Raw genomic sequence first — 21009 nt, forward strand, 5'->3', positions numbered from 1 at the left:
TTTAACCAAATATAGTATGATGTGTTCTTTTAACTATAAAAAGAAAGCACAAAAAATGTGCTCACTTTTTTAACAACAGTTTTTAAAAACCATAAATCATTTTATCGCATACAACTGGAGTTGGTCGGTGGTTATCATCAACCGCTACAAAGGTGAAACTTCCTGTAATCGCAGAGTGTTTATCATCTGCATGCATTCTCTCTAAAAAGATCTCTACATCCACTCTTAAGCTTGTATTACCTACATGCACGACTTTTGAAATCAATTCCGCAAAAGTACCTGCCGGAATAGCTTCTTTAAAGTCTACTCTGTCTGATGAAATAGTTACCAAAGGTTTACGGCAAAAACGAGTTGCAGCAATAAACGCAACTTCGTCCATCCATGCCAGTGCATCACCACCAAATAGCGTGTTGTGATGATTCGTGCGCCCAGGAAAAACGGTTTTAGTTACCGACGTGGTTGAATCTTTAATGCGTTGAGCAATTATTTCTTCACGGTTTACTTGTGTTGTCATGTTCTCTACTTTTGGTTCGCTAATGTGTCTAACATCATAAGTGCAGGGTCAAGGCGTTCGCCTTTCCAGTTAAAACGCCAATCTAAATGTGGGCCAGTTACACGGCCTGTTGCACCGATCTCAGCTATTTTATCGCCACGTTGAATGGTATCCCCTACTTTTACATCGAGTTTACTCAAATGTATATAGGTAGAAGTAACACTATGCCCGTGGTCTAAAATTAATGTACCACCAGAGTAATAAAGGTCATTATCGGCAAATACCACAGTGCCACTTACGGGAGCATACACAGGGCTACCGGTTTTATTGGCAATATCTAAACCGAAATGAGGACGACGTGGTTCACCGTTAAAATAACGCTGACTACCATAAACTCCAGATATACGACCTTCTGCTGGTTTGTATACAGGATCTAAAAAATACTTCAGCTCTGAGTCTACTTTACGGGCATTTTTAACTGCAACCGCTTCGCGGCTAATGCGCTCGCTGACTTCTTTTGGAGGCGATACATATTTACTCGCAACACCGGTTATTTTATCAATTTTATAATCACGTTTGGTGATCACAATTGCTTGTTGGTGTTGTGCACCTGTAGCATCAACCCAAGCTAACTGGTGTTCAAGTTCAGCATCACGACCAAAACCAAATACAAACTCACCTTGCTCAGTGGTTTTTAATGCTTGGCCATTGAAGCTAATTGATTTAACGCCTTCAATTTTGCCAGTCACTAAACCACCTTGGGTTAAGTGACCTTGTAATTGCACGGCATCAGCAAAAAAACTGGCCGTGGCAAAAAACGACAGTGCTAATAATTTACGCATAACAAATTGATCCTTTTGCGACCCCTTCATACGCTGTAATTTTTACATCATTTTCAGGATGCTGGGCTTTAACTTGCTCGGCTAAATAACCTGCAATACATTCAACCGTTGTATCAATCGGCAAAATATCACAGCGAGCTTCACTAATTGTCATTTCAAAGTAACCTTGCGCCGCTGTATATGCAAAACAAAGGTCATTTTCCGCCGCGCTGATATGCTGTAACTGCGCAGCTGAAATTTGGTCTTCAGCGGTCGCTAAATAAATATCTTGCCACTTGTCAGCCCATTGCTTTTGTAAGCGCGGCATCGCCATGCCATCAAGTGCAATACCAATTTGCGAACGGTGACCATGAATAATACGCTGGCAATTACCATCATGCTTTTTAAGGCCGTGGCTGTAGTGATAGTAAAAACTCTTACTATGCTCTGGCTTTAATTCAATTTCAATTTTATCTATATTACTTGGTAATTGCGGCATTATAGTCGCAATTAAAAAATCTATAACTGATTGCTCATTAACTTCGTCGGCATCAATTAGGCAATATGCTTGGTTTGGTGCGCTCATCGCCAAATGGTGATCATCACCAAACGTACAATCAAGCGTTGTGTAATCACCATGGTTTTCAATAAGGCCGTTAATTTGATTACCTATAGCGAGTTTGTGATCTATGCATTGGTCAATAATGCCTTTAATTTGCTTTTTAACTAAGCCAAAATCGAGCACCATAGACTCTTCATTCAACTTGCCATGCAAGGTTAAATCAACAATCCAGCTTTCACCTACTGCGCCTCGTTTGTTACAAAGATAAGAAAAATCAATTACGGTAAGTGCGTTAACAAAAAGGATCATAAACTTCCTTTATACTGGTTAAAAAATCACGGTAATTATAATGATTTTTGCTCCTAATTGCGCGATTAAATCGTGTAATTAGCATGTTCTTCACCTAAGCGGTGCAATTTCATGCAAAAAAATTATTTTTTTAACTGCTCCGAGTTGTTTAGCGTACAAGTGTACGCTAAAGTACGAGGCAATTTCTAAGCGATGATAAGTGTTATGGAACCTAAAAATAGCTATACAAAAGAAGATTTGATCCTATGTGGTCAAGGTGAAATGTTTGGTGAAGGCAATTGTCGTCTACCAAGTGACAACATGTTAATGATGGATCGTATCATCTCAATCACTGATGACGGTGGCGAGCATGGTAAAGGTGAAATTGTTGCCGAATTAGATATTAATCCTGATCTGTGGTTTTTTGACTGCCACTTTAAAGGTGACCCTGTAATGCCTGGTTGTCTTGGCTTAGACGCAATGTGGCAATTAGTTGGTTTTTTCCTTGGTTGGTCTGGTGGTCCAGGTCTTGGCCGTGCACTCGGTGTGGGTGAAGTTAAATTTACCGGTCAAATTCTGCCTACAGCTAAAAAAGTGACTTACCGCTTAACAATGAAGCGCGTGATCAAGCGTAAATTATTCATGGGTATGGCTGATGGTACTGTTGAAGTTGACGGTCGTGTTATTTATGAAGCAAAAGATTTAAAAGTTGGTTTATTCCAAGATACCAGTGCGTTTTAATTAACTAACTAATTAAATAATTAAAACTGCAACAAAAACGCCGCTTCATACAGCGGCGTTTTTGCTTAAATTCGAAACATGAAAATTAGGTTTTATACATATTGCGATTTTCTATCGCTTCGCGCCAACCACCTAACCACTCTGATTTTGGGTCTACTTGTTGATAAGGGCAAAGGTCTTTTGAACGACCCGCTAAGCCTGCTTTAAAACCTTGAGAATGAGCTCTTTCTAACCGATCTCTTTTCTGTCTCTTCATAGGTAAATCCTCACCTTTTATATTTATATATTTGTAGCGCTCAAGGCAGCTACATTTAATGAATAGTTAATAAAAGTGTAAAACTCAAATCACAAAAGCAATTAAATAAATTGACTTTAACTAAGCTGCTGATGCAAAAATGAATTAACATATAAAAAAGTAAAGTGGTCGTACCAACTAACGTGCGACCTATTTCTGTACAAAAAAATTACGACTATTTAATCATTAACACGCAGTTTCCTGTTTTAATTGTGACTACCGTTTTTAGGTGAAGTTCCTATAAAAAGTGTAATTATGACAACTTTATTTCAACTTATTAATTGTAAAGAAGTTTAATTTTTGAACTTATTTATAGCCTGATTACGGCGACTCAATCGCACAGTATTTACCCACATTCCACAACACTTTTTTAAATTGTTTAATAATTAATCCTTGCAACTATAAATACGATCGGTCTAATATGTATTTATGCTAAAAAATAATCAAAATCCACCTCGACGTGGTCGCCCACCAAAAGTTGCTCGCAGTAATGCCGATACCAAAGCATTGCTTATATCAACTGGGGTCGCAACACTCACTGAGTTTGGTTTTAGCGCCACAGGACTTGATACTATCTTAAAAAAGATAGGCGTCCCTAAGGGCTCTTTTTATCATTACTTTTCCAACAAAGATGCCTATGGTTTAGCGGTCATTGATGCCTATAACGACTATTTTGTGGCGAAGCTTCGTCGTTATTTAGAACAAGACGATATCCCCCACTTAGAGCGGCTTATTAATTTTACGCAAAGCGCAGCTCGCGGCATGCAAAAATATGAATTTAATCGTGGCTGTTTAATTGGTAATTTAAACCAAGAGCTCAATCACCTCAGTGATGAATTTAAAAATAAGCTGTTAAGCAGTTATCAGTTATGGCAACACCATGTGCAAGCATGCCTAGCGCAAGCCCAGCGACAAGGCGTTATAGCCACCAGCGTTAATACTGAGCAAATGAGTGAGTTTTTCTGGATAGGTTGGGAAGGTGCAGTAATGCGCGCTAAGCTGACTAAAAATACTCAGCCATTAATTTTATATACTGAAATGTTTTTACGCGCATTACTTAGATAATTAAGAGTGCGTTTTTATTTACCAATTAAAAGACGATCGGTCTAAATGGAGTCGACATGAACACGCAATTTAAAGCTGTTGTAATAAATAATAGTGATGATACTTATTCTGCGTCATTACAAACGCTCAATAATACTGATTTACCCGAGCATAATGTCATGCTTGAGGTCCTTTACAGCACCTTGAATTATAAAGACGGTTTAGCAATTACCGGTAAAGGCCCTGTTGTACGCTCATTCCCAATGGTGCCCGGCATAGATTTGGTGGGTAAAGTAACAGCAAGTAATTCTAGCGAGTTCAACACCGACCAACTCGTACTATTAAATGGCTTTGGTGTTGGCGAAAAACACTGGGGTGGCCTTGCTCAACAAGCCTCATTAAAAGATGAATGGCTGATCCCCCTACCCGACACCTTAACGCCAAAACAAGCGATGCAAATTGGTACTGCCGGCTACACGGCGATGCTCAGTATTATCGCCCTTGAGAAGCAAGGGATCACACCTGCATCGGGAGATATTTTAGTCACTGGCGCAAACGGTGGTGTGGGGAGTTTTTCAGTGTATTTACTTAATTTATTAGGTTATACCGTTGTTGCAGCCACAGGACGAGTTGATCAAACTGATCATTTAAAACAACTAGGTGCTGCACAGGTAATAGACCGCGGGGAATTATCAAATCCAGGTAAACCACTTGCTAAAGAGCGCTTTGCCGGCGCAATTGATTCTGTAGGTAGCCACACTCTTGCCAATATTTGTGCCTCTTTAAAATATGGTGGCGTAGTCACAGCCTGTGGTTTAGCACAAGGTATGGATTTTCCAGCGTCAGTTGCGCCCTTTATTCTGCGTGGTATTTCATTAATAGGAATAGACAGTGTAATGCGCCCTAAAATTGACCGTATTGAAGCGTGGCATCGTTTAGGTGAGTTAGTAGAGCAAAGCTACTTAGATAAAATATCAACAGAAATTAACTTAGAAGATGTGGTTAACGCGGCAAGTGAACTAATGGCCGGTAATATTCGCGGCCGTGTAGTGGTTAACTGTCAGCTGTAAAATACAGTTGTTAAAGCTTCTTATGTCTGGTGATAGAAGAAGCTTTAATCGTGCTTTAGCTAGTTTTTGCTCTTTTTGTTGTATCAAATTAGCGTGATAAAAATTATAATTATGCCATTAGCGTTTAGAAAAAGAGTGTAACCATGAGTAATGAAGATTTATTCGGCAATAACCCACTGCAAGGTGTAAAACTTGAGCAAGTTGTATCAGAATTAGTTGATCAATATGGGTGGGAGCTTTTACATGCTTATCTACTGCTTAACTGTTTTAAAAATAATCCTGATATTAAATCTGCGGTTAAATTTTTACGAAAAACCCAATGGGCACAAGATAAAGTGGAAAACTTTTACTTGTACCGTTTAAAAAACCTGCCGAAGCCAGATGACGTACAGTATGAACTGCCTCCACGTGACCGCGTTATCCCTGAAGATCATAAACCAGGTGAGCCGTGCGAATTAAGCTTTAGTGATGCAAAGCGTATTCAAGCTAAAAAAGAAGCGAAAGATCGAGCACGGACGCGTAAACAACGCTCTAATGCGAGTAATCCTTGGGGGAATTAGTGCTAAGTGCTAAGTGCTAAGTGCTAAGTGCTAAGTGCTAAGTGCTAAGTGCTAAGTGCTAACAAATATTTTAATAATTAAGCTGGCAGTGCCAGCTTTTTTTAACTTTACTTTATTTAACACAACACAAACACTTCACATCAATACATAATCATTTTGACAGCGGTTGCCAGTAATAACGCGGCGAAGATTTTTTTGATCAAAGAAACCGGTAAGTAATGGGTGGCTTTGGCGCCTAATGGGGCGGTAAACCATGATGTGCAAATAATACCGAATAATGCAGGCAGGTAGACAAACCCAGCGAAACCATCGGCAAGCTTATAAACAGTACTACCTGAGCTGATATAACCCACGGAGCCAAATAAGGCTATCACGATGCCGCAGGCAGATGCGCAGCCAATCGCTTTTTTCATATTTACTGAGAAAAACGTTAATAAAGGCACTAGCAATGCCCCGCCGCCTATCCCTATCATCGCTGACACACCGCCGGTGATTGTCGTCAAGACAGTTAATAAGCCTTTATTTGGAAGTGGGCGCTCTTGTGCTGTATTTCCTTTACTGCTTAAAAACATTTTAATGGCAATCAGTACAACTGTAATCGCAAATACAATTCGCACTATTTGTTCAGGTAGTAGTGCCGCTAAAAACCCGCTTATCAGCGCGCCAAGTGCAACACCCGTCATTACCCACGGCGCTAACTCCCAAGGTACATTGCCATTTTTATGATGAGCAATAGCTGAAGACGTTGAAGTGAATAATATTGATGCTAATGAGGTTGCAATTGCAACTATAACCACGTGTTCTTCTGGTAAGACATTAAAATGCAGTAAAATAATACTCAACACTGGCACAATTACCAATCCGCCGCCAATGCCTAGTAAACCCGCTAAAAACCCCACGCCACTGCCTAATAATGCACAGTACACAACTAACACCAGTAATTCATTCATTCCGTTCGTCTCTTTATTATTGGGGCAATCATCCTAGATGAATGCAGTTATTAAGGCTACAAGTGAGCTTTCATAAATTTACTGCTCAGCACGCCATTAGCTATGCGATACAACAACATGCTCTTAACTCACTATAGCAATAGCGAGTATATCAATATAACTAACGGCACTTTATATTATTGCCTGCAATAAGCCCTGAATAATCCTCATGTTTTAGATGAAAAAAATACAACACACACTTCTGGACGGCTAGATGGCCCAACTTAAAAGGTTAAATTTTTATTTTTTAAGCCAAAATCAGGCACTATTTTTAATCAGGTACAGGTAACTTTAGTAACCATGAATGTGGTTCATGTTTTAGGTGAAATTAAACCGTTTTTCTTCATGTACTGATCCACGTATAAATATCTCAACGCTTACACGTTATACAGATTGTTATTACGCCTCTAGGCAGAAATCTCTGAGCTGTGTAGTGAGTTGCTAATAATTAGCTGAGCAACTTAAGAATTCTAACATTGAGCAAGGCTCACGTTTTAAATCAAATATGGATACCTGATCACCATGAATACACACTTTAAATTTACTATTAAGAGCATTTGTCTTGATGAAAACTATCATCCAGCACAAAGTACCCGTATCACAACTAACTTTGCGAACCTTGCACGAGGCAGCTATCGTCAAGCTAACTTACGCAATGCTTTAAAGATGATTGATAATCGCTTTAATGCCCTAGCCCATTGGGATAACCCTAAAGGCGACCGTTATTCTGTTGAGCTTGAAATTGTATCTGTGGATATGGATATTGCAGGAAGTGGTGACAGCTTCCCATCGATTGAAGTATTAAAAACCAATATCATTGATCATCAAACAAATAAACGCATTGAAGGAATTGTTGGTAATAACTTTTCATCTTACGTGCGTGATTACGATTTTAGCGTACTACTACAAGCCCACAATAAAGGGAAATCAAGCTTTAGTATCCCTGATAATTTTGGTGAGTTGCACGGCAAACTATTTAAATACTTTATTAACTCTGATGTATATAAGCAGCACTTTAACAAGCCGCCTGTTATATGCCTAAGTGTGTCAGATAACAAAACCTATCAGCGCACTGAGAATCATCACCCGGCATTAGGCGTTGAATATCAGCCCAATGAAAGCTCTTTAACTGAACAGTACTTTAAAAAGATGGGCTTACAGGTTCGCTATTTTATGCCTGCAAACAGCGTTGCACCGCTTGCATTTTATTTTATTGGCGATTTATTGAATGATTACACTCATCTTGAGTTAGTCAGCACGATAAGTACGATGGAAACGTTTCAAAAAATCTATCGTCCAGAAATTTATAATGCCAATGCGGTTGCTGGCAAATGCTATCAGCCAAACCTAAAGAACTTGGATCACTCATTAACGCAAATTGTCTATGACCGTGAAGAGCGAAGCCAATTAGCAAATCAGCAAGGCAAATTTGCAGAGCAACACTTTATCAAGCCATATCAAACGGTACTTGAGCAATTCTCTGCAAGCTACGCCTAAGCGTATGGCTTAATCGCTACCAAAATTAAATTATAGAGACGGCATTACTTATTATGAAAACTAGTATTAACAAAACCCTATTACCGACTTCAACTGCGGGCAGTTTGCCAAAACCAACATGGCTTGCAGAGCCAGAGACACTTTGGTCACCTTGGAAGCTACAAGGTGATCAATTAATCGACGGCAAACACGATGCGCTGCGCATCTCTTTACAAGAGCAACAACACGCAGGTATTGATATTGTTAGTGATGGTGAGCAAACCCGCCAACACTTTGTCACCACCTTTATTGAGCACCTTAATGGCGTAGATTTTGAAAACCGCAAAACAGTGAGAATTCGTGATCGCTATGATGCTAGTGTGCCTACAGTGGTTGGCCCTGTTAGTCGTATAAAACCGGTTTTTGTCGATGATGCTAAGTTTCTACGCAGCCAAACTAAACAGCAAATAAAATGGGCACTACCAGGCCCTATGACCATGATTGATACACTTTATGATGACCATTATAAAAGCCGAGAAAAACTTGCTTGGGAATTTGCCAAAATTCTGAATCAAGAAGCCAAAGAGTTAGAAGCCGCCGGTGTTGATATAATCCAATTTGATGAGCCCGCGTTTAATGTGTTTTTTGATGAAGTAAATGATTGGGGTATTGCCTGTTTAGAAAGAGCCATTGAAGGTCTCAAATGCGATACAGCCGTGCATATTTGTTACGGTTACGGTATCAAAGCCAATACCGATTGGAAAAAAACCTTAGGCTCAGAATGGCGCCAGTACGAAGAAGCGTTTCCAAAGTTGCAGCAATCTTGCATCGATATTATTTCATTAGAGTGTCATAACTCGCATGTGCCAATGGAATTGCTTGAGCTTATTCGTGGTAAAAAAGTAATGGTAGGCGCCATTGATGTTGCAACCAACAGCATAGAAACGCCAGAAGAAGTCGCCAACACCCTACGTAAAGCGCTACAGTATGTAGATGCAGATAAGCTCTACCCTTGTACTAACTGTGGCATGGCACCGCTTCCTCGCGCAGTTGCCAGAGGCAAGCTCAATGCATTAACAGCAGGCGCAGAGATCATCCGCAAAGAGTTAGCAGCCGGTTAAGAGTATTACTGGTGAGGTATGTTAAACGAGGTATGATTTCTGCCTCGTTTTTGTTTTTATAGGAAGCTTTTATTAACCTGTTACAGGCTTTGCCATTGCTGCTTTAGCCCTATCAAATGTATAACACCTAAAGATAAACAAATAGCAGAACTCCAAACCCAAAACTCAGGAGAGCGCCCCATTGGCGAGCTAATAAGAAAAAAGCCAGCAATCCCTCTAACTAAATATATTGTTGTTATTAGTATCAACACCAAGCGCACTAAAGGCAGTTTTAAAATAAGCCCTGCCGCAGACAAGGCATACAGTGACCACGTTGCAAGCACCATAAAAATAACCAATGTGATCAACGTAGGCTAAATACTACCTTGCTCAGCCAATTTTGCCATTTGCTCTCCAGCACCGAATAATCGATACCAAGGTGCGCCAAAATAAATACAGCCTAAATGCAGGGTTGCAGCAATAGCACTCAATGTGCCCGCAACGATCAAACAAATATTCATGTAAATAAACCTCCGTGTTAGAGAATACGCGTTATAGCGTCATTTAATTAAATTTAGAGAAAAATAACAACGTACCACATATAAAAACGTATCAGATATAAATACGCATTAGCTAAAATCCTAAGCTTGCTTACTATGAAAATATCAATACCCGCGCTTTTGCCAAAATTCTATTTCTGACATGGATTCTTGCTCAAATACTGTGAATGTCTTATCGGCTATTAACTTACCGTTTAGCTCAATCGTCATACGCCAATTGCCGGTTTTATTGGCTATTGGCTCCCACAAGGTATCGCCTAAATAAAAGTGCCAGTCGTTATCTTTAACGTATTCGTAGCCTTCAAACGGTGGCATAACCTCGCCATCTGCATCTGGAATATCAGGGTGATAAATACAGTAATGGAGCTTTTCGCCTTTGGCTTTTTTAATATTGACGATTAAGCCAAATTCAATATCGAGTTTAGCGGGTACTTTATTAGTAAACGATTGAATTTGTGGTAACTCTTTTGACGATGAGTCCCAATGACTATAAATACCATAACTTTGTAAGGTGATCTCGGGCTTATTTTTTGCCATTGCTGCTCCTATCTTTAATACTTTATTCGTTAAGCGTCATAACGCTTGGGATCTTTCGGGAAGAATAATTCAGGTTGCTGGTCACATAAACCAAATTCACGGGTGTTTTTGTAGGGTAATTTCATAAACCCGGCAACGCCCACATCAGTAATACTGACAGCATATTGCATGAGTTTATTGAGCAGACGTTTAAATTCAATTTCTTTACTGGCATCTAGTAGCCGATAGTAATGGTGAATTTTCATTCTATCAGGCAGGGCTTCAAAAATAATACAGCCAGTATGATGAATTTGGTTTAGTTCAAATACACACTTGATCACTTTTTTCGGTAACTGTAATTGCTCATCGGGATCTTTACCATCTTCAAAGTATGAATGCGGGCGCGTAACATCTGAGCTGGCTAAGTTCATTACTTCGTAATCAAGCTCTGGGAGTTGTTCAAACTTAAATGCCCCCGTGCCATCACGCTCTAGTTGAATCGTTTTACGGGCATCAAATAGGCAACATTTAAACAGACCCTTCTGGCTGATCCCTTGCGCTAACATCACTGTGTTATTAATCGCTTGGGTAAACGCAGCACCTAAACTATCGTCATGCATTATTAGGGAAGATTCAATAAATAAAGAGTCTTCTTTCCAATGAAAACTTAAGCCCCCCACTGCTGGGTATTTCGCTAAGCGGCTAATTGAAGCTAAAAATGCTTTTTCGGTATCACCGGTATCAAACAAAAATTCTTTATAATAACGGTCAAGTTGCGCATCATTTACATCAAGTAATTGCTGATTGTGATCGGCTTGACGTAAAAACTGTTTTCGCGAGCTATATACCACCGTATCAGGAAGTTCATCAGCACTACCAAACCAAAATGGGATCTGCGCCCTTTCATCTTCCGCTAAATTGAGCTCCGGTAAATAAGCTTTTGCCATACTTGGCATATTACGCATAAAGTAATCACCGGCGCCATCACGAATGGTTTTATCCTTAGACAACATGCCGTCAATCACTTTTGCCAGCTCCATCGGTAAACCTAGCGAACTTGCGGGGATCACTTGCGCACCAAAACGACACGATTGCGCCGAGGCAAGTGCATAAAGAGTCGATGCAACGCCTTGTTCATCAAAACGAGGGGATGACTTAGCACCCGACATTTGTTCATCACCAATAAAATAAACATCGCCCATACGGGCATTGGTGGTACTTAAATCTCCAGACATTAAATCCATAATATTGCTGGCTATTGGGTTTGCGTCACTGTCCATTTGGGCATAAACAGAGCTTCCCCAATCCACCAGCGATAATGCGCGGGCTGTTTCATCCCAAACTAGATTTGAGGGTTTAATATCGCCGTGTACAATCGGCTGTGGGCTTAATCCGTTTTTATGACTTCGCAAATCAATCAGTACATTACGCAGTTTTAACGCAAGATCGGTGATTGTCGCGGCACTGAAACGGCCTTTTTTGAGCGATATTTTTTCTAAGTCTTCGCCCATCGCGCGGGCCATCATTAAAATGCCTTGTTTTTTTATTCTCTCAAAGGCATAAAACTTCGGCACTAATGGATTATCAACTTGGGAGAGCATAAATGCTTCATCTTCAAGGCGGTCACGCACACTTTGTGCAAGGGTGATACGAGAGAATTTAAATACCCAGGGCAGCTTTTGATGGTCAAGCCCTGCGAATACAAAACCAAACGCACCAGAGCCAATCATTTCAACGTCTCGATAGCCTAAATTAGTTAGCTGCTTAATACAGATATTAAGCCACTGGCGATGTTTTTTAGCATCGTGGTGAGAAAGCAAATAGACCGACTGCTCTTCATTGATATAAAAATTGCGGATCTCTTTGGTTTTCACTGCTGGGTCTCAACGTTTTAGGAATAAATTTAAGGCTCGAGCCAATTTATGATGGTAACAAGTTAACCCGCTGATTATTCATTTTTTGGCTGTAAATTTCTAGTCCTTAGCAGCAATAGCTTAGCGTGAGCTGATATTTTGTGCAAAAAATCCATAAAACAGGCAATGACACCAAACTAAACCAAAAATCACACTTACTCCCGAAGCGCCTTTAAACCATAGCAAATACAATACAATAATATGCAAAGCGAATAACCCATACCAACAAAATGAGGCTACTTTCCCCATTCGCTCGCTATGCTGCTGTTTGTAATTAACGACTCCCATACCCCAAGCAAAAAATGTCCACACGGATGACATAAATACAATTAAGCTTAAAAAAAATAATGCGACAAACTCACTCAGTTCCATTTTGACTCTCCTTGTTAATCGAATTTACTTTGCTGATTTCTCTGTGCTGAATTATGCATAGTCTATAATGCAAGACAAAGAAAAAAAGCTGTGTGATCAGCGAACCAATCACAACAGCTTTTAACAACCAGAATAAGGTAGATTAGAGCGCTTGTTCAAGCTCTGGCAGCACATCAAATAAATCTGCAACAAGGCCATAGTCTGCAACTTGGAAAATCGGCGCGTCGGGATCTTTATTGATTGCAACAATCACTTTTGAATCTTTCATGCCCGCTAAATGCTGAATTGCACCACTAATACCAACGGCAATATATAAGTTAGGGGCAACAATTTTACCTGTTTGACCCACTTGCATGTCGTTTGGTACAAAGCCCGCATCAACAGCAGCACGTGATGCACCAATCGCAGCGCCGAGCTTATCGGCAATACCATGCAGTAGTGAGAAATTCTCACCGTTTTGCATACCACGACCACCTGAGATCACCACTTGTGCAGCGGTTAGTTCAGGGCGCTCTGATTCAGTTTGCTCAACACTCACAAAACTGCTTAATTCACTACTAAATACCGCATCAATCGTGACACATTCAGCAGGTGCTTGTGTACCTTGCAGATCAAAGCTACTTGCACGTACGGTGATGACTTTTTTACTATCGAGTGATTTTACAGTTGCGATGGCATTACCCGCATAGATTGGCCGTTTAAAGGTATCGGCATCAACCACATCAATAATTTCTGAAATTTGTGCAACGTCAAGTAATGCAGCCACCCGTGGTATAAAGTTTTTACCGGTTGTGGTCGCACTGGCAACGATATGTGAATAGTCAGCAGCAAGTGATACCACTAAATCTGCGATATTCTCAGCTAGTTGCTGAGCATATTCACTGTTATCTGCGATAAGTACACTATTAACACCTTCGATACTGGCAATCTGTTCACTCATCGGTGCAACACTTTCACCAGCAACGAGCACATTCACAGGAAAACCAAGCTTTAGCGCAGCATTAATTGTTTTTGATGTTTCAGGCTTTAAAACGCCATTATCATGATCAGCAATAACTAATGTTTTCATTTAAATCACCTTCGCTTGTGTTTTTAACAAATCAACTAACTGCGCTACGTCGTCAACAATAATACCGCCGCTACGTTTAGTAGGCTCATTCACTGCAACAAGTTGTATACGCGGTGTTAAATCAACACCTAAGCTATCTGCTGCAATCACTTCAAGTGGTTTACGCTTTGCTTTCATAATATTAGGTAATGACGCATAACGTGGTTCATTTAAACGTAAATCGGTTGTCACAACGGCTGGTAGTTTTAACGCCACAGTTTGTAAACCGCCATCTACTTCACGAGTCACATTAACCGTACCATTTGCAACATCTACTTTTGAAGCAAATGTGCCTTGCCCACGGCCTGTTAATGCTGCCAACATTTGTCCGGTTTGATTATTGTCAGAGTCGATTGACTGCTTACCTAAAATCACCAGCTCAGGACTTTCTTGCTCTACAATCTTGGCAAGTAACTTTGCAACGTGAAGCGATTCTAGCTTTTCATCAGTTTCAATATGAATAGCTTTATCTGCGCCTAGAGCCAGTGCGGTACGTAATTGTTCTTGTGACGCTTTAGCGCCTATGGTTACAGCAACTACTTCGGTTGCAGTGCCCGCTTCTTTTAGGCGAATAGCTTCTTCAATGGCAATTTCACAAAATGGGTTAAGTGCCATTTTTACATTAGTTAGATCAACGTCGCTGTTATCTGCTTTAACGCGTGCTTTCACGTTGTAGTCGATGACTCTTTTTATTGGAACGAGAACTTTCATAGGAACTCCATAATTATTTAAACCTACAAGCTAACGTGTACGTCAACCTATTTATTTTATGAATTCAGACTACTTCCTGTTGACGTAAACGTCAACCTAAAATAACCTTAAACTATTCAAAGCCTGTAACGTTTCATTTGCAAGTATGAAATTACCTTGGTTAAAGGTACGGCTCCGTCACACACAAGAGGTTATTATGGTCGAACGCGAAACCATGGAATTTGATGTAGTAATCGTAGGTGCAGGCCCTGCAGGGCTTTCTACCGCGATAAGATTAGCGCAGCAAGCCCAACAAAAGGATCAAGAGTGCATGATCTGTGTTGTTGAAAAAGGCTCTGAGGTTGGCGCTCATATTTTATCTGGCGCAGTATTTGAAACCACTGCACTTGATGAGTTACTGCCAAATTGGCAAGAATTAGGGGCCCCCGTTACAACCAAAGTAACTAATGATGAAATTTATTGGTTTAATAACGAAAATAAAGCAACGGCTATCCCCCATTTTGCAACGCCTAAAACATTCCACAATGACGGCAATTATATTGTGTCTATGGGTAACGTGTGCCGTTGGCTGGCAGAGCAAGCAGAAAATCTCGGGGTTGAGATTTTCCCAGGCTTTAGCGCACACTCACTGATTATTGAAGATGACACAGTAAAAGGCATTATCACCGGTGATATGGGCCTTGATACCGACGGCAACGAAAAAGATGGTTTTATGCCAGGTATGGAGCTGCGAGCTAAATATACTGTATTTGCCGAGGGTTGCCGTGGCCATTTAGGTAAACAATTAATCAATCAATTTGCATTAGATAAAGACGTATCAGTTCAGCACTATGGTTTAGGCTTTAAAGAAATTTGGCAGATTGATCCTACAAAGCACAAACAAGGCACCGTTGTGCATGGCACGGGGTGGCCATTAACTGGCGATACCAACGGCGGCTCTTTTATGTACCACAGCGACAACAATCAAGTTGTGGTTGGCTTAATTGTTGATCTTAATTACAGTAATCCACATTTGAGCCCGTTTGATGAGTTTCAACAAATGAAACATCACCCTATCTTTAAAGAAGTACTTGAAGGTGGCGAACGGATTGCTTATGGCGCTCGGGCAATCACTAAAGGTGGCTTGCACTCATTACCAAAAATGCACTTCCCGGGTGGTTTGCTGGTAGGTTGTGATGCGGGTACACTGAATTTTGCCAAAATAAAAGGTAATCACACGGCGATGAAATCAGGCATGGTTGCTGCTGAGGTTATTTTTACCGCGCTTGCAAACCAGCAACAGCATACTGACTTGGTTGATTACAGCGACGCATTTGAACAATCATGGGCGTATAAGGAATTACATCAATCGCGTAATTTTGGCCCAGTAATGCATAAACTCGGTAAGTTTTTGGGCGGCGCTTACAATACGCTAGATCAAAATTTATTCGGCGGTGGATTACCGTTTACCTTTAAAGACAACACCCCTGACTATGCAACCTTGGTTGATAAAAGCCAAGCACCACAACTTAGTTATCCAAAAGCTGATGGTCAATTAAGCTTTGATAAGCTGTCATCGGTGTTTTTATCTAATACTAATCATGAAGAATCACAACCGTGCCATTTAAAACTTAAAAACGCGGCTATTCCAATTGAAGTTAACTTAGTTAAGTTTGATGAGCCAGCTCAACGCTACTGCCCAGCTGGCGTGTATGAAGTTCAGCAGATTGAAGGTAAAGATGAGTTTGTGATCAACTCGCAAAACTGTGTGCACTGTAAAACCTGCGATATTAAAGATCCAAGCCAAAATATTACTTGGCTGACACCAGAAGGCGCTGGTGGACCTAATTACCCGAATATGTAATTACTTTTAATTTTAAACAAATCCTAAATTGCAGGGGGCTTCGGCCCCTTTTTTGCGCTATGCTCAATAATAACTGTTTAATAACTATGAGTAAGTTTATGCCGTCGTCGAGTGTTATATTTCGTTTTTTAGCTGAGCCCACCGATGTTAATTTTGGTGGAAAGGTTCATGGTGGTGTGGTCATGAAGTGGATTGACCAAGCAGGCTATGCATGCGCTGCAGGTTGGAGTGGTCATTACTGCGTGACAGTATCTGTTGCCGGGGTTAAATTTCAGCGTCCTATCCTCGTTGGTCAAATTGTTGAAGTTGAAGCAAAAATTGCCCATACCGGTAAAACCAGTATGCAAATTTTTATTCAAGTACGCTGTGGCGACCCAAAAACCGGCAATCTGGTTGAAACCAATCATTGTGTGATCAGCTTTATTGCTATGGATGAAACTGGCTACCCTGTCGCAGTACCGGCATACACAGCACAAAGCGATGAAGATAAAAAAATCGAAAACTATGCAATTAAAATGAAAGAAATTGCCATTGAGACCGAAACACTATTGCATAAAACTGAGCCGTAACTGCCCCGCACTGCTCGCTGCGTAAAATCTACATAGCACTGAGAAATCATTTCTCTGGTGAAACTGAATGAGCGTTTATTTAGCGCTCATTATTACTAATTAATAACCAAAAACAGCTCTAGCAGTATGTTATTCAAACAAAACACAACTGGCACGCGTAGTGCAATATACAAAGTGAAATGAACTAAACCAACGCTAAATTGCGTTATTTTTATTTTGTAAAGGAGCTATTAAATGATTAAAGCAATTTCACTTTCTGCAATTTCACTGGCATTACTTGGTTTTAATAATGCTGCACAAGCAGACACCACAAACATGGATTACCCACGTGTTTACACAGGTATTGGTTATGGCCAATACTCATTCCAGTTTGAAGACTCTGAAGACGACATCGATTTCGATGATGACTCACAAATGCTCAAGGGTTATGTTGGTACACAATTTAATAAATACCTAAGTTTAGAGCTCGCCTATCAAAACTTTGATGAAGTGAGCGATATTGACAGCTACGCAGAAGTAGATGGCGTGTCATTAGCGGCACGTTTAGCTGCCCCTATCACTGAAAGCTTTTCGGTTTATGCTAAAGGGGGTTGGTTTGAGTGGGATGCAGAAGTATCTAGCGACCTTCCAGCCATTGGCGAAATATCTGCTGATCAAAGTGGCGGTGATGTATTCTATGGTGCAGGTATCGAGTATGCATTTACCACTAACATGCAGGTGCGTTTAGAGTATGAGCGTTATGAACTAGAAGATGACTTTGATCCTGAAATGGATGTCGCTTCAGTATCATTCCAATATATGTTCTAGATATTGCTTATTGCTACGTTACAGGTTATTTAACAGTTAAAGGCAGCTTCAAGCTGCCTTTTTTGTTGTTAACGGTTAGAATATCGCATCTTTCACTGTATTTGAGTCCCATGAGCGATTATCAACTAACGGCCATCGGCCATATTCACTCTCCTTATAAACAAAAATTTGCGATTCCCCGTCAACCTCGCTTAGTGCCACAAGCCAAAGCAAAATTGGTATTCACTGCAGATTTTAATCGTGAAGAGTTTGTACGTGGCTTGGATGAATTCAGCCATATTTGGTTACTTTTTCGTTTTCATGAAACCGCAGATAAAGGCTACTCGGCAATGGTGAGGCCACCACGTCTTGGGGGCAACGAACGTAAAGGGGTGTTTGCTACCCGTGCGACATTTAGGCCAAATGCCATTGGCATGAGCGCAGTAAAACTTGAAGGCATAGAATATAAAAATGGCCAGTTAAGTTTATTACTTGCCGGCATTGATTTACTCGACGGCACACCCATTTTAGATATTAAGCCTTATTTACCTTATTCGGATGCGATGCTCGATGCGAGTGCAGGCTTTGCCGATACTCGTCCAGAAACAGATATGAGCGTTGAATTTAGCCAAGCGAGCTTGGATTTTATTGCCAAACAGGACAGCTACCCTGAGCTGCAAGACTTTATCAGTAATGTACTAAAACAAGATCCACGCCCTGCTTATAAAAAACAGCAAGATGGTGAGCAAAGTTATGGTATGACATTATACGATTTTAATATTCGTTGGCAGGTAAATGACGACCATAACTACGTCAGCAGTATAGAAAAAAACTAGAAAAACACACTTAGCGCTTTAGTGTAAAAGCAACCGCTGCTAAACTTAGCGCCTATTGAAATAAAAACTTTATAACTATCGGAATTAACCATGCGTACCAGTCAATATATACTCGCAACACTGAAAGAAACACCGTCTGATGCTGAAATCGTTTCACATCAATTAATGCTACGAGCGGGTATGATCCGTCGTGTAGCGTCAGGTTTGTACACTTGGTTGCCCTCTGGTTTACGCGTGTTAAGAAAAGTAGAAAACATCGTTCGTGAAGAAATGGATAAAACAGGCGCAATTGAAATGCTGATGCCTGTTATTCAACCCGCTGACTTATGGGAAGAATCAGGTCGTTGGGAGCAATTTGGTCCTGAGTTAATGCGCTTTACCGATCGTCACAATCGCGAATTTGCACTTGGTCCTACTCATGAAGAAGTGATCACCGATTTTGTACGTAAAGAAGTCAGCTCTTATAAACAGCTACCACTTACATTGTACCAAGTACAAACTAAAGTACGTGATGAACGCCGCCCTCGTTTTGGTGTGATGCGTGCACGCGAATTTACCATGAAAGATGCCTACTCATTCCACCTGAACGATGAATGTTTAGACGCAACCTATCAAGTTATGCACAAAGCATACTGCAATATTTTTGAGCGTTTAAACTTGGATTACCGCCCAGTTATAGCTGATACAGGTTCAATTGGTGGTAGCGTATCGCATGAGTTCCACGTATTAGCCGAATCTGGTGAAGATGCCATTGCCTTTAGTGATGGTAGCGATTACGCAGCAAATATTGAAAAAGCTGAAGCATTAGCGCCTAGCGAAGAGCGCCCTGCTGCTGCAAAAGAATTAAAAGCATTTCCAACGCCTGACGCTAAAACCATCGAAGAGCTTAAAAAGCATTATGGTGTTAAACCACATCGCGGCGTAAAAACCCTGATTGTATACGGTACGCCAGACGAAAATGGTAAACGTGGCCTAGTTGCGTTAATTGTTCGTGGCGATCACGAACTAAACGAATTAAAAGCTGAGAAACACCCATTAGTTGACTCACCACTTGAAATGGCCAGCGAAGCAGACATCGTTGCAGCTATTGGTGCAAAACCTGGTTCATTAGGTCCTGTTGGTTTAACTATGCCAATAATTGTTGATAGAACTGCTAACGTGATGGCTGACTTTGTAGCAGGTGCAAACAAAGATAACGAACATTACAGTGGTATTAACTGGGATCGTGACGTAACAGGCTATGAAGTTGCCGATTTACGTAACATTGTTGAAGGTGATCCTAGCCCATGTGGCCAAGGTAACTTACAAATTAAACGTGGTATTGAAGTAGGCCATATATTCCAACTCGGTACTAAGTACTCAGAAGCGATGAAAGCCGGTGTATTGAGTGAATCAGGCAAAAACCAAATTATGACCATGGGTTGTTATGGCATTGGTGTATCACGCATTGTAGCCGCTGCTATTGAGCAAAATAATGATCAATACGGGATTATTTGGCCACAACCAATCGCCCCATTCGATATCGCTATTGTGCCTATGAATATGCACAAGTCGCACCGCATCCCTGATATCGCAAACAATCTTTATGATGGTTTGAAAGCTGCAGGTTTAGACGTGTTATTTGACGACCGTAAAGAGCGCCCTGGTGTGATGTTTAACGACATGGAACTACTTGGTGTGCCATTTACTTTAGTTATTGGCGAGCGCAACCTTGACGAAAACAAAGTTGAGCTTAAAAACCGTCGTACTGGTGAAAAGCTAATGATTGATATCGATACAGCGGTTGCAGCTATAAAAGCGGCAATGAACGCTTAATAATGACGGCAATAGCTTAAAATAAAAAACCGCTTAAATGCGGTTTTTTATTTTATAACACTCAATACCAAGAGCCTTATAGAGTAAACGGTAAAATTTCAGCGTTTATTTCTCCTGCGCTACTAAGTTTTACAATCACACGGTAGTGTTTGGCACTATCATCAAATTGTGCATACTCTAGCACTAGCTGCTGAGTATAACTTCTCCCGTCTTGCTGCCAATTAACGGTTAAATCCTCACCACTGTACCATTTTGATGGAAAACCAGTACCGCAGCTATTTTGTGGCTCAATGAGACTACATGAAACCTGATTACCTGTTGGGCCAACTTTCAGTTGCACATTTGTCATTGCTGAGGTGCCGACATTTTCAAACTCTAAACCATTCACTTGTAATTTAACTGGGGTAATAAGCTGGCAACCAAGTACTGTTGTAGCTGCCAATAATGTTAAGCCGATATTTTTTATCATGGTCATTGTCTAGTCCATTTATTCATTGTCATAGATGTTTAGTCAAACAGTCGTATAAACGTCATTTAAGTT

The 21009-nt window shown here is 40.6% G+C and carries 22 protein-coding genes and 1 pseudogene; 11 read left to right on the forward strand and 12 right to left on the reverse strand.

Translation table 11 applies throughout. The features are described from left to right. Positions 1 to 82: 82 nt before the first annotated feature. Genes V7783_RS14855 through V7783_RS14865 form a run of 3 tightly spaced genes read right to left on the reverse strand, consistent with a single transcriptional unit; the run spans position 83 to position 2185 of the window. Positions 83 to 514 carry an acyl-CoA thioesterase gene (locus tag V7783_RS14855; RefSeq protein WP_335679378.1) on the reverse strand — a complete coding sequence of 144 codons (432 nt, stop codon included), beginning with the start codon at positions 512 to 514 and terminating at the stop codon, positions 83 to 85. 5 nt (positions 515 to 519) lie between these two features. Then, positions 520 to 1335 carry a M23 family metallopeptidase gene (locus V7783_RS14860; RefSeq protein ID WP_335679379.1) on the reverse strand — a complete coding sequence of 272 codons (816 nt, stop codon included), beginning with the start codon at positions 1333 to 1335 and terminating at the stop codon, positions 520 to 522. Further along, the gene (locus V7783_RS14865) at positions 1328 to 2185 is read right to left on the reverse strand and encodes a 6-carboxytetrahydropterin synthase (protein WP_335679380.1); all 858 of its coding nucleotides are present in this window, start codon (positions 2183 to 2185) and stop codon (positions 1328 to 1330) included. The genes V7783_RS14860 and V7783_RS14865 overlap by 8 nt, the downstream gene beginning before the upstream one ends. Before the next feature lie 204 nt (positions 2186 to 2389). Between V7783_RS14865 and fabA the strand changes: the two genes are divergently transcribed. Then, on the forward strand, positions 2390 to 2905 hold the full coding sequence (fabA, locus tag V7783_RS14870) for a bifunctional 3-hydroxydecanoyl-ACP dehydratase/trans-2-decenoyl-ACP isomerase (RefSeq protein WP_283710693.1): 516 nt from the start codon (positions 2390 to 2392) through the stop codon (positions 2903 to 2905). Positions 2906 to 2990: 85 nt separating this feature from the next. Here fabA and rmf read toward each other — a convergent pair whose 3' ends face one another. Next, complete coding sequence (rmf, locus tag V7783_RS14875; RefSeq protein ID WP_016707188.1) at positions 2991 to 3161, reverse strand: ribosome modulation factor; 171 nt, start codon at positions 3159 to 3161, stop codon at positions 2991 to 2993. 468 nt (positions 3162 to 3629) lie between these two features. Here rmf and acuR point away from each other — a divergent pair, with 468 nt between their 5' ends. From acuR to V7783_RS14890, 3 genes are all read left to right on the forward strand, one after another. Next, positions 3630 to 4265: an acrylate utilization transcriptional regulator AcuR gene (gene acuR / locus V7783_RS14880; protein ID WP_335679381.1), complete on the forward strand. Its 636-nt coding sequence runs from the start codon at positions 3630 to 3632 to the stop codon at positions 4263 to 4265. A 56-nt stretch (positions 4266 to 4321) separates the two neighbouring features. Further along, positions 4322 to 5314: an acrylyl-CoA reductase (NADPH) gene (gene acuI, locus V7783_RS14885; RefSeq protein WP_335679382.1), complete on the forward strand. Its 993-nt coding sequence runs from the start codon at positions 4322 to 4324 to the stop codon at positions 5312 to 5314. A 143-nt stretch (positions 5315 to 5457) separates the two neighbouring features. Beyond that, positions 5458 to 5874 carry a VF530 family DNA-binding protein gene (locus V7783_RS14890; RefSeq protein ID WP_145233938.1) on the forward strand — a complete coding sequence of 139 codons (417 nt, stop codon included), beginning with the start codon at positions 5458 to 5460 and terminating at the stop codon, positions 5872 to 5874. Positions 5875 to 6014: 140 nt separating this feature from the next. Here the strand turns inward: V7783_RS14890 and V7783_RS14895 are convergent, their stop codons facing one another. Beyond that, positions 6015 to 6824, reverse strand: a complete 810-nt coding sequence (locus V7783_RS14895) for a sulfite exporter TauE/SafE family protein (protein ID WP_335679383.1) — start codon at positions 6822 to 6824, stop codon at positions 6015 to 6017. 561 nt (positions 6825 to 7385) lie between these two features. Between V7783_RS14895 and V7783_RS14900 the strand changes: the two genes are divergently transcribed. Further along, positions 7386 to 8360 carry a DUF1852 domain-containing protein gene (locus V7783_RS14900; RefSeq protein WP_335679384.1) on the forward strand — a complete coding sequence of 325 codons (975 nt, stop codon included), beginning with the start codon at positions 7386 to 7388 and terminating at the stop codon, positions 8358 to 8360. A gap of 53 nt (positions 8361 to 8413) precedes the next feature. Continuing rightward, positions 8414 to 9460 carry a methionine synthase gene (locus tag V7783_RS14905; protein ID WP_335679385.1) on the forward strand — a complete coding sequence of 349 codons (1047 nt, stop codon included), beginning with the start codon at positions 8414 to 8416 and terminating at the stop codon, positions 9458 to 9460. A gap of 80 nt (positions 9461 to 9540) precedes the next feature. On the opposite strand, the pseudogene V7783_RS14910 reads toward V7783_RS14905, so the two are convergent. The 6 genes and pseudogenes from V7783_RS14910 to V7783_RS14935 form a co-directional block, all read right to left on the reverse strand. Beyond that, positions 9541 to 9960 (reverse strand): annotated as a pseudogene (locus V7783_RS14910) (hypothetical protein). 144 nt (positions 9961 to 10104) lie between these two features. Beyond that, positions 10105 to 10536, reverse strand: a complete 432-nt coding sequence (locus tag V7783_RS14915; RefSeq protein ID WP_335679386.1) for a DUF3859 domain-containing protein — start codon at positions 10534 to 10536, stop codon at positions 10105 to 10107. A 29-nt stretch (positions 10537 to 10565) separates the two neighbouring features. Further along, a complete protein-coding gene (locus V7783_RS14920; RefSeq protein WP_335679387.1) occupies positions 10566 to 12389 on the reverse strand; it encodes a protein kinase domain-containing protein in 1824 nt (607 codons plus the stop codon). Positions 12390 to 12509: 120 nt separating this feature from the next. Then, complete coding sequence (locus V7783_RS14925) at positions 12510 to 12800, reverse strand: hypothetical protein (RefSeq protein WP_335679388.1); 291 nt, start codon at positions 12798 to 12800, stop codon at positions 12510 to 12512. 142 nt (positions 12801 to 12942) lie between these two features. After that, the gene (locus tag V7783_RS14930) at positions 12943 to 13869 is read right to left on the reverse strand and encodes an electron transfer flavoprotein subunit alpha/FixB family protein (protein ID WP_335679389.1); all 927 of its coding nucleotides are present in this window, start codon (positions 13867 to 13869) and stop codon (positions 12943 to 12945) included. Beyond that, positions 13870 to 14619, reverse strand: a complete 750-nt coding sequence (locus V7783_RS14935; RefSeq protein WP_335679390.1) for an electron transfer flavoprotein subunit beta/FixA family protein — start codon at positions 14617 to 14619, stop codon at positions 13870 to 13872. A gap of 196 nt (positions 14620 to 14815) precedes the next feature. On the opposite strand from V7783_RS14935, the gene V7783_RS14940 reads away from it, so the two are divergent. The 5 genes from V7783_RS14940 (at position 14816) to V7783_RS14960 (ending at position 20468) form a co-directional block, all read left to right on the forward strand. Beyond that, a complete protein-coding gene (locus V7783_RS14940; RefSeq protein ID WP_335679391.1) occupies positions 14816 to 16462 on the forward strand; it encodes an electron transfer flavoprotein-ubiquinone oxidoreductase in 1647 nt (548 codons plus the stop codon). A 98-nt stretch (positions 16463 to 16560) separates the two neighbouring features. After that, positions 16561 to 17031 (forward strand): acyl-CoA thioesterase, encoded by a 471-nt coding sequence (locus V7783_RS14945; RefSeq protein WP_064666339.1) that lies wholly within the window; start codon positions 16561 to 16563, stop codon positions 17029 to 17031. Between the two features lie 234 nt (positions 17032 to 17265). Then, entirely contained in the window at positions 17266 to 17838 is a 573-nt protein-coding gene (locus V7783_RS14950) for an outer membrane beta-barrel protein (RefSeq protein WP_064666277.1), read from the forward strand. A 110-nt stretch (positions 17839 to 17948) separates the two neighbouring features. Continuing rightward, on the forward strand, positions 17949 to 18653 hold the full coding sequence (gene tsaA, locus V7783_RS14955) for a tRNA (N6-threonylcarbamoyladenosine(37)-N6)-methyltransferase TrmO (protein WP_335679392.1): 705 nt from the start codon (positions 17949 to 17951) through the stop codon (positions 18651 to 18653). 90 nt (positions 18654 to 18743) lie between these two features. Next, positions 18744 to 20468, forward strand: coding sequence for a proline--tRNA ligase (locus V7783_RS14960; protein ID WP_335679393.1), 1725 nt, complete (start codon positions 18744 to 18746; stop codon positions 20466 to 20468). 76 nt (positions 20469 to 20544) lie between these two features. Here V7783_RS14960 and V7783_RS14965 read toward each other — a convergent pair whose 3' ends face one another. Further along, a complete protein-coding gene (locus tag V7783_RS14965; protein WP_335679394.1) occupies positions 20545 to 20943 on the reverse strand; it encodes a DUF3304 domain-containing protein in 399 nt (132 codons plus the stop codon). Between the last annotated feature and the right edge of the window lie 66 nt (positions 20944 to 21009).

This window comes from Pseudoalteromonas sp., assembly GCF_036960685.1.
Classification (GTDB): domain Bacteria; phylum Pseudomonadota; class Gammaproteobacteria; order Enterobacterales; family Alteromonadaceae; genus Pseudoalteromonas.

Coding starts and splice junctions, on each gene's coding strand:
- V7783_RS14925 (WP_335679388.1), bottom strand. CDS start 12,800: ATGGAACTGAGTGAGTTTGTCGCATTATTTTTTTTAAGCTTAATTGTA.
- V7783_RS14930 (WP_335679389.1), bottom strand. CDS start 13,869: ATGAAAACATTAGTTATTGCTGATCATGATAATGGCGTTTTAAAGCCT.
- V7783_RS14940 (WP_335679391.1), top strand. CDS start 14,816: ATGGTCGAACGCGAAACCATGGAATTTGATGTAGTAATCGTAGGTGCA.
- V7783_RS14905 (WP_335679385.1), top strand. CDS start 8,414: ATGAAAACTAGTATTAACAAAACCCTATTACCGACTTCAACTGCGGGC.
- V7783_RS14960 (WP_335679393.1), top strand. CDS start 18,744: ATGCGTACCAGTCAATATATACTCGCAACACTGAAAGAAACACCGTCT.
- acuI (WP_335679382.1), top strand. CDS start 4,322: ATGAACACGCAATTTAAAGCTGTTGTAATAAATAATAGTGATGATACT.
- V7783_RS14900 (WP_335679384.1), top strand. CDS start 7,386: ATGAATACACACTTTAAATTTACTATTAAGAGCATTTGTCTTGATGAA.
- fabA (WP_283710693.1), top strand. CDS start 2,390: ATGGAACCTAAAAATAGCTATACAAAAGAAGATTTGATCCTATGTGGT.
- V7783_RS14935 (WP_335679390.1), bottom strand. CDS start 14,619: ATGAAAGTTCTCGTTCCAATAAAAAGAGTCATCGACTACAACGTGAAA.
- tsaA (WP_335679392.1), top strand. CDS start 17,949: ATGAGCGATTATCAACTAACGGCCATCGGCCATATTCACTCTCCTTAT.
- V7783_RS14965 (WP_335679394.1), bottom strand. CDS start 20,943: ATGACCATGATAAAAAATATCGGCTTAACATTATTGGCAGCTACAACA.
- rmf (WP_016707188.1), bottom strand. CDS start 3,161: ATGAAGAGACAGAAAAGAGATCGGTTAGAAAGAGCTCATTCTCAAGGT.
- V7783_RS14945 (WP_064666339.1), top strand. CDS start 16,561: ATGCCGTCGTCGAGTGTTATATTTCGTTTTTTAGCTGAGCCCACCGAT.
- V7783_RS14895 (WP_335679383.1), bottom strand. CDS start 6,824: ATGAATGAATTACTGGTGTTAGTTGTGTACTGTGCATTATTAGGCAGT.
- acuR (WP_335679381.1), top strand. CDS start 3,630: ATGCTAAAAAATAATCAAAATCCACCTCGACGTGGTCGCCCACCAAAA.
- V7783_RS14865 (WP_335679380.1), bottom strand. CDS start 2,185: ATGATCCTTTTTGTTAACGCACTTACCGTAATTGATTTTTCTTATCTT.
- V7783_RS14860 (WP_335679379.1), bottom strand. CDS start 1,335: ATGCGTAAATTATTAGCACTGTCGTTTTTTGCCACGGCCAGTTTTTTT.
- V7783_RS14855 (WP_335679378.1), bottom strand. CDS start 514: ATGACAACACAAGTAAACCGTGAAGAAATAATTGCTCAACGCATTAAA.
- V7783_RS14890 (WP_145233938.1), top strand. CDS start 5,458: ATGAGTAATGAAGATTTATTCGGCAATAACCCACTGCAAGGTGTAAAA.
- V7783_RS14915 (WP_335679386.1), bottom strand. CDS start 10,536: ATGGCAAAAAATAAGCCCGAGATCACCTTACAAAGTTATGGTATTTAT.
- V7783_RS14950 (WP_064666277.1), top strand. CDS start 17,266: ATGATTAAAGCAATTTCACTTTCTGCAATTTCACTGGCATTACTTGGT.